This is a genomic window from Ensifer sp. Root558 (genome assembly GCF_001427045.1).
Taxonomy (GTDB): Bacteria; Pseudomonadota; Alphaproteobacteria; order Rhizobiales; family Rhizobiaceae; genus Ensifer; species Ensifer adhaerens.
The window spans coordinates 477,501-484,687 of record NZ_LMGC01000033.1; the positions used below are offsets into that span (position 1 = coordinate 477,501).

General features: G+C 58.9%; 3 protein-coding genes, 1 tRNA gene, 1 rRNA gene and 3 pseudogenes (1 of these 8 only partly in view). 5 read left to right on the forward strand and 3 right to left on the reverse strand.

Annotation, left to right across the window (positions count from 1 at the left end; genetic code table 11):
* Both ASD63_RS26200 and ASD63_RS26205 read left to right on the forward strand, forming a co-directional pair.
* Nucleotides 1-1,215 (forward strand): 23S ribosomal RNA (locus tag ASD63_RS26200) (it extends 1,581 nt beyond the left edge of the window).
* Between the two features lie 513 nt (nucleotides 1,216-1,728).
* Nucleotides 1,729-1,805 (forward strand) — tRNA-Met (locus ASD63_RS26205).
* 156 nt (nucleotides 1,806-1,961) lie between these two features.
* On the opposite strand, the pseudogene ASD63_RS35300 reads toward ASD63_RS26205, so the two are convergent.
* Nucleotides 1,962-2,132: pseudogene (locus ASD63_RS35300) on the reverse strand (transposase domain-containing protein); the annotation flags it as partial.
* Between the two features lie 81 nt (nucleotides 2,133-2,213).
* Between ASD63_RS35300 and ASD63_RS26215 the strand changes: the two are divergent.
* The 3 genes from ASD63_RS26215 (at nucleotide 2,214) to ASD63_RS26225 (ending at nucleotide 6,024) form a co-directional block, all read left to right on the forward strand.
* A protein-coding gene (locus ASD63_RS26215; protein WP_167550716.1) for an IS3 family transposase occupies nucleotides 2,214-3,352 on the forward strand; the annotation gives its coding sequence in 2 pieces (ribosomal slippage) (nucleotides 2,214-2,472 and nucleotides 2,472-3,352; 1,140 coding nt in all).
* A gap of 436 nt (nucleotides 3,353-3,788) precedes the next feature.
* Nucleotides 3,789-3,968 (forward strand): hypothetical protein, encoded by a 180-nt coding sequence (locus ASD63_RS26220; RefSeq protein WP_034803546.1) that lies wholly within the window; start codon nucleotides 3,789-3,791, stop codon nucleotides 3,966-3,968.
* Entirely contained in the window at nucleotides 3,955-6,024 is a 2,070-nt protein-coding gene (locus tag ASD63_RS26225; protein WP_060530006.1) for a recombinase family protein, read from the forward strand. Before ASD63_RS26220 ends, ASD63_RS26225 begins: the two co-directional genes overlap by 14 nt.
* 39 nt (nucleotides 6,025-6,063) lie before the next feature.
* Here the strand turns inward: ASD63_RS26225 and ASD63_RS36675 are convergent.
* A pseudogene (locus ASD63_RS36675) lies at nucleotides 6,064-6,156 on the reverse strand (transposase); the annotation flags it as partial.
* Nucleotides 6,157-6,159: 3 nt separating this feature from the next.
* Nucleotides 6,160-7,187: pseudogene (locus ASD63_RS26230) on the reverse strand (IS66 family transposase); the annotation flags it as partial.

Consider the following 7,187-nt stretch of genomic DNA (forward strand, 5'->3'; position numbering starts at 1 on the left):
TTGAGAGAACTATGCTGAAGGAACTCGGCAAATTGCACGCGTAACTTCGGAAGAAGCGTGACCCCAAGGGACGCAAGTCTGTTGGGGTGGCACAGACCAGGGGGTAGCGACTGTTTATCAAAAACACAGGGCTCTGCGAAGTCGCAAGACGACGTATAGGGTCTGACGCCTGCCCGGTGCTGGAAGGTTAAGAGGAGGGGTGCAAGCTCTGAATCGAAGCCCCAGTAAACGGCGGCCGTAACTATAACGGTCCTAAGGTAGCGAAATTCCTTGTCGGGTAAGTTCCGACCTGCACGAATGGCGTAACGACTTCCCCGCTGTCTCCAGCATAGACTCAGTGAAATTGAATTCCCCGTGAAGATGCGGGGTTCCTGCGGTCAGACGGAAAGACCCCGTGCACCTTTACTATAGCTTTACACTGGCATTCGTGTCGGCATGTGTAGGATAGGTGGTAGGCTTTGAAGCAGGGACGCCAGTTCTTGTGGAGCCATCCTTGAAATACCACCCTTATCGTCATGGATGTCTAACCGCGGTCCGTTATCCGGATCCGGGACAGTGTATGGTGGGTAGTTTGACTGGGGCGGTCGCCTCCGAAAGAGTAACGGAGGCGCGCGATGGTGGGCTCAGACCGGTCGGAAATCGGTCGTCGAGTGCAATGGCATAAGCCCGCCTGACTGCGAGACTGACAAGTCGAGCAGAGACGAAAGTCGGTCATAGTGATCCGGTGGTCCCGCGTGGAAGGGCCATCGCTCAACGGATAAAAGGTACGCCGGGGATAACAGGCTGATGACCCCCAAGAGTCCATATCGACGGGGTTGTTTGGCACCTCGATGTCGGCTCATCGCATCCTGGGGCTGGAGCAGGTCCCAAGGGTTTGGCTGTTCGCCAATTAAAGCGGTACGTGAGCTGGGTTCAGAACGTCGTGAGACAGTTCGGTCCCTATCTGCCGTGGGTGTAGGAATATTGACAGGATCTGTCCCTAGTACGAGAGGACCGGGATGGACATATCTCTGGTGGACCTGTTGTCCTGCCAAGGGCATAGCAGGGTAGCTATATATGGAATGGATAACCGCTGAAGGCATCTAAGCGGGAAACCAACCTGAAAACGAGTATTCCCTTGAGAACCGTGGAAGACGACCACGTTGATAGGCTGGGTGTGGAAGTGCGGCAACGCATGAAGCTTACCAGTACTAATCGTTCGATTGGCTTGATCGTTCCCATTGCTCATGCTCATCATCCAGATGAGCGACGTGTTCAAAACAAAACGAGTGAAGGCGATAAACCGCAAGCGGTTTACGCCGACCTCACCAGCTTCTCATCCGGTTTGCGTCCGCTAGACGCAAATCTTGCGCTTTGCCGACCTGGTGGTTCTGGCGTTCCGAACACGGCCGTGAAACGCCCCAGCGCCGATGGTACTTCGTCTTAAGACGCGGGAGAGTAGGTCGCTGCCAGGTCTGCAAAGCGCAAGATAAAACGCCGCTCCCCTTCGAGGCATAGCCGAGAAACATAAGGTCGCGGCGAAAACAAAACCGGAAATCTCCTCGATACAAACCACTTCGGCCCTGCCGAACACGGGCCGCCCTCAAGCGGCCCTTTTGTTTTGCTAGACCGAAGTCATCAGTGCGTCCCTTACACGAGACAAATCGCTTCGCAATTTGCTCGGCAGAGACCATAAATCCCGAAGGGATTTACGTTACCGCGATAAACCGCAAAGCGGTTTACGCTTGGCGCGGGGTGGAGCAGCCCGGTAGCTCGTCAGGCTCATAACCTGAAGGCCGCAGGTTCAAATCCTGCCCCCGCAACCACCGACACTTGAATATTTTGCCATTCAAGTCGTTTCAACGAAAGCTCCTCCGCGTAAGCGTCGAGGAGCTTTTTTTGTTTCTGCTCCGTGTCAATCTCGCCGGCCCGCAGCCGTTCCAGATACTCGTGCTGCGTAACCATCCGGCCAGGGCCGCAGGTTAGGCAGCCTGATGTTGTAGGGACTTCGGTGGCTGCCAATTCCACGGGAGCAATTGCTCGAGCTTAGTGATCGGCGTGTCCGCGACACGAGCGAGGACGTCGGCAAGCCAGGCCTGCGGATCGACGTCATTGAGCTTGGCGCTCGTGATCAGCGTTGCCATGAAGGCAGAGGTGGCTCGGGAAATCTGAACAGCGGGGATAAGTGGAATTTCTGCCTGACTTCGGCTTAGATGCCGGGAACAGGAGATGCCATGACGAGACGACCGCGCCGGAACCATAGCCCGGCTTTCAAGGCGAAGGTGGCACTTGCCGCCATCCGAGGCGAGCAGACGCTGGTGGAATTATCCCAGCAGTTCGATGTGCACGCCAACCAGATCAAACAGTGGAAAGACCAGCTCCTTGAGGGGGCGACAGGCGTTTTTGGCGATGAAACCAAGGCGGAACCGGCGGGACCAACCGTCGATGTCAAAACCCTTCATGCCAAGATCGGCGAACTGACACTGGAGAACGATTTTTTATCCGGTGCGCTCGGCAAGGCGGGATTGCTGGGCGGAAAGAAATGATCGACCGCGAGCATAAACTGTCGGTCGTGCGCCAGGCGAAGCTTCTCGGCTTCAGCCGGGGCAGCGTCTATTATCTGCCTCGTCCGATGTCTGACGGGGATTTGGCCCTGATGCGCCGGATTGACGAATTGCATCTCGACTACCCGTTTGCCGGAAGTCGGATGTTGCAAGGGCTCTTGAAGGGAGAAGGGCTGGAGGCTGGGCGGCTGCACGTCGCCACGCTGATGAAAAAGATGGGCATCGAAGCGATCTACCGTCGGCCGAACACCTCCAAACCAGCGCCTGGACACAAAATCTATCCCTACCTCCTGCGCAAGTTGGCGGTCACCCGGCCCAACCAGGTCTGGGCGATGGACCTGACATATATTCCGATGGCTCGCGGCTTCGTCTATCTCTGCGCCGTCGTGGACTGGTTCAGCCGGAGGGTTCTCTCATGGCGGCTGTCGATTACGATGGAAGCGGCCTTCTGTATCGAAGCAGTCGAGGAAGCTCTGGTCCGTTATGGCAAACCCGACATCTTCAATACGGACCAGGGATCGCAGTTCACATCCATAGACTTCACGGCGGTGCTGAAGAGGGCCGAAATCGCCATCTCGATGGATGGCAAGGGTGCGTGGCGGGACAACGTGTTCGTTGAACGGATCTGGCGTTCGATCAAATATGAGGAGGTCTACCTCCACGCCTACAAGACCGTGTCCGGGGCCCGCGTCGGCATTGGCCGATATCTCAGCTTTTACAATAGCCGACGCCCACATTCATCCCTTGACCGGCAGACACCGGATCAGGCCTACTTCAACGCGCTGGCACCAATGATGGTGGCAGCATAATCGAGGCGGAAATCCACTTAGAAAAACGCCCGAAACTGTTCAGACAAACCGAGCCACCTCTGGCGGCGCGATCAGCGCCGCGATCGGAGCCGGCGAAGAGCCATGCCTTTCTGCCGAGGGCAATGCCCCGTTCATTCTGCCCATGTCGGCGATGAAGTTGAGGTTGTTTATCGCTGGCATCCCTATTTTGGCCAGAGGGTTTCCATTCGCCGTGTTGAAGAACGAGCGACAGGCCGGTTTTTGAAGGTTCTGGGGCCGACAGGTGTCGTCATCGCGATCTCAGGGTGGATGATCGATCCCTTGGTCTGCCGCGGCATGACCATGGGAACGCCACGCGTCGATCTTGCGACGCTAATCGAATTGAACAGGCTGGTCTCTGGCGGCACCAAAGCGGCACCCTTCCGAAGTGGACGTAGAATCACTCAGGAGGACCATGATGAGATCCCGCAATACGCTGGTGCCGGCGTCGGGCCGGCAGCTCGACCTGATATTCAAAACCCGGATGCTCGACGGACTGAGCGACAAGGATCGCACGAAGGCGATTTCAACGCTGGCTTGCCTGCTGATGCAGGCCGCAGGCCTCGTCGTCGAGGAGCTCAACGATGAGCAACACTGATTTGATTCCGACAGCGCTGCTCGCGCGCAAAGCCATCGTCTACGTACGGCAGTCCTCGCAATCGCAGGTCATGACAAATCTGGAAAGCCAGCGACGGCAGTATGATCTTGTTGACGTTGCGCGACAACACGGCTTCAGCGACATCGAGACCATCGACGACGACCTCGGGCGCTCTGCCAACGGAACTGTCGCGCGCCCTGGTTTCGACCGTCTTGTCGCCCTTTTATGCGCTGGCCAAGTTGGTGCCGTCTTATGCTTCGATGCTTCACGGCTTGCGCGCAACGGTCGGGACTGGCATCACCTGCTCGAACTATGCGGCCTGGTCGAAGCCCGCGTCATTGACCATGACGGCGTCTACAATCCGTGTCGACCCAACGATCGGCTGCTGCTGGGAATGAAGGGCAGTATCAGCGAGTTCGAACTGGGCGTGCTGAGAGCCCGGATGCTCGATGCCGCCAGATCGAAGGCGCGCCGTGGCGAACTGCGACTTTCCGTTCCGTTCGGGTACATTTGGCATCGAGAGGCGGGGCTCGGGCTTGATCCGGATTTGCGGCTGCAGGACGTGATCCGGTCCATCTTCGCACGCTTCCGTGAGCTTGGAAGCGCACGCCAGGTGCTATTGTCGATGACACGGGACAATATCCACTTCCCGCGGCCGTCGGACGAAGGTCGCATGACCAACTTTGTCTGGACGCCAGTCCGTTACCGGAATGTCATCGGCATCCTGAAGAACCCCTTCTATGCCGGCGTCTACGTCTATGGAAAGAGCGAGAAGCGGACAGCCATCGTCGATGGGAGGGCGCGGCGCAGCTACGGGCACGGCAAGCCGGCCGGCACCTGGGAAGTGATGATCCGGGACCATCACGAAGGTTACATCAGTTGGGAAGAGTACGAGCGCAACCAACAGCAACTGGCGCTCAACAATTATGGCCGTTCGGGCGGAACCAAATCGGGCCGCGGCGGCAAAGCGTTGTTGTCGGGTCTCCTGACTTGCGGACGGTGTGGACGGCGACTGAGTGTTGCCTATACGGGAAATCCACAAAATCCTGTCTATCGCTGCTATAAACAGAACCTGATGATGGGCTTGCCCCGTTGCATGACGTTCGGCGGCTCGAAGGTCGATGCGGCGGTTGCGCGCGAGTTGTTGCGCGCGGTAGAACCACTAGCGATCGAGGCGACTTTTGAAGCAGAGCGGATGCACCGGGAGCGACAGGAAGAACAGCGCCACATTCACGATCTGGAACTGCGGCAGGCCCGCTACGAGGCAAGCCTCGCCGAGCGCCGCTATGCGGCATGCGATCCAGACAACCGCCTGATTGCTGCACAGCTTGAGAAGAATTGGGAAACGGCGCTACGCCGCGTCCGTGATCTGGAAGTGCGCAAGCCTGCAGATAGTCCTTCAACCATCGAAGTTGACACAGGCACTTTCGCAAACCTCGCCGACAATCTGCAGGCGGCCTGGGAGTCGCCGGATGTCACCATGCGCGTGCGCCAGCAACTGCTGCGTACATTGATCGCCGACATTGTTGTCGATGTTGACGATGAAGTGCGCGACGTGGTGCTGACAATCCACTGGAAAGGCGGTCAGCACTCGGAACTGAGAGTGCGCAAGCCTCAGAGCGGTGAACACGGTTGCGCCACAACGGAAGATGCTTTGGCAGTGATGCGGAGCATGGCAGGACGCTGGCCCGATGAACATATCGCCGCGTCGCTCAATCGAATGGGTATGCCCACGGGTCAAGGAAAAACCTGGACCGCACACCGTGTCGCTTCCGTAAGGCGGGTCCGTGCCATTCACGCGTACAAATCAGCCGATAAAGAGGGCGAATGGCTTACCATGACAGAGGCGGCGGCGACTTTGGGCGTGACGAACCACAGAATACGCCACCTTATCAAGACGAACGTGTTGTCTGCCGAGCAGGTGGTTCCCGGCGCGCCGTATCAAATCCGCGCCAGCGACCTTACTTCCGCGACGGTTCAGGCCGCGATAGCCCGAAAGGGTCGCCCGCGTCGCACCACTGACACGGAGACGCTTCCAATGTTTACAGACACTTAGAGAGGGAGTGCACAATGACTCAGGTCCGGCGAAGCCACGCAGCGCCCGTTCGGCGGCGTTGTTGGTTAGGCAAATCCGGCCGTCACCGAGGAAAGACGTGAAGCCCTCCCAGCGCTTCAGAATATAGTCGATCGNGGCGAAGCCACGCAGCGCCCGTTCGGCGGCGTTGTTGGTTAGGCAAATCCGGCCGTCACCGAGGAAAGACGTGAAGCCCTCCCAGCGCTTCAGAATATAGTCGATTGGCTCGGCAACCGGAGAACTGCGCGACAGCTTTGCCCGCTCGGCCCGCAGCCACTCTTGGAGTTCTGTGGCGAGTGGCTGACTGTCGCGGCGACGTCGTTGCAGGCGTTCGTCGGCGGCCAGTCCGTTGATCTCACGCTCGATATCGAATAGGGCGTCGATGCGTTTGACCGCCTCGAGCGCGATCGGTGAGATCGGCGCGGCGTTCTTGCCGCGCTTCGCATTGGTGGCGATGTCGGCAAGCACGAAGAACTTGCGGCGCGAATGCGCCCAGCACAGCGCCTGCGTCAGCGGACCGGGATCGCGATCCACCTTGAACAGCGGGTTGTAGCCGCCATAGGCGTCGGCCTGCAGAATGCCGGTGAAGCTCTTCAGATGACGCTCGGGATGCTCCTGCCGCCGGTCGCGCGAGGCATAGTAGAGTGCGGCCGGCGGTGATTGTCCGCCGAACGGCCGGTCTTCCCTGACATAGGTCCAGATGCGACCGGTATCGGTCTTGCCCTTCGCCAGGATCGGCACGGTGGTGTCGTCACCATGCAGCCGTTCTGCGGCAAGCACATGCGCCTCGATCAGCGCATGCAGCGGCTTCAGCGCCGCGGCACAAGCCCCGACCTGGTCGGCCAGTGTCGACAGGCTGAGGTCGATGCCCTCGCGGGCATAGCGTTCGCTTTGCCGGTTCAGCGGCTGGTGCTGGGCGAACTTCTCGAACAGGATCATCGCCAAGAGATTCGGCCCGGCGAAGCCGCGCGGCGTCACATGGAAGGGCGCGGGCGGCTGGGTGACCTTCTCGCATTCGCGGCAGGAGAACTTCTCGCGCACCGTCTGGATCACCTTCCACTGACGCGGAATCACCTCCAGCGTCTCGGTGATGTCCTCGCCAAGCTTTGCCAGCTTGCCAGAACCGCAGCACGGGCAGCTCGCCG

Bases quoted from the DNA above. Each gene is read 5' to 3' on its own strand.
- ASD63_RS26220 (WP_034803546.1), top strand. From the start codon at position 3,789: ATGAGATCCCGCAATACGCTGGTGCCGGCGTCGGGCCGGCAGCTCGAC.
- ASD63_RS26225 (WP_060530006.1), top strand. From the start codon at position 3,955: ATGAGCAACACTGATTTGATTCCGACAGCGCTGCTCGCGCGCAAAGCC.